Origin of the sequence: Myxococcus xanthus (assembly GCF_013116825.1) — a bacterium.
Classification (GTDB): domain Bacteria; phylum Myxococcota; class Myxococcia; order Myxococcales; family Myxococcaceae; genus Myxococcus; species Myxococcus xanthus_B.
Genome location: NZ_JABFNS010000325.1, coordinates 1 through 434, shown reverse-complemented (window position 1 = coordinate 434; position 434 = coordinate 1). Strand labels below are relative to the sequence as shown.

Annotated in this window: 1 protein-coding gene; it reads right to left on the bottom strand. The window is 73.5% G+C overall.

The genetic code is table 11. The features are described from left to right. On the bottom strand, window positions 1–434 hold a 434-nt coding region (locus HNV26_RS37535; RefSeq protein ID WP_171453060.1), incomplete at both ends, for a condensation domain-containing protein.

Below are 434 nucleotides of genomic sequence, written 5' to 3'. Positions count from 1 at the left end.
CCTGGTGGGCCTGCGCCTCCAGGGCCGCGTCGCGCACGGAGTCCAACGCAGTGGACAGCGGCATGCGGCCGTTCAATGGCAGGCGCAGCACCTGGGTGTTCACGAACAGGCCCACGAGGCCTTCGGTTTCGATGCGCCCGCGGTTGGCGACCGGCACGCCCACGCGCACGTCCTGCTGGCCGCTCCAGCGGTACAGGGCCACCTGGAAGGCCGCGAGCAGCGCCATGAACGGCGTGAGGCCGCGTGCCTGGGCCGCGGTGCGCAAGGCCCGCGCGCGGTCTGCGGGCAGATTCCAGGCATGCATGGCCGCGCGGTAGCGGCCATCGGCGCGGCGCGGGTGCTCCGCGGGAAGCTGCAGCACGGGCTGCTCGCCTCCCAGCCGGGCGCGCCAGACCGCGAGCTGCCGGTCCTTTTCACCCGCCTCCATCCATTGG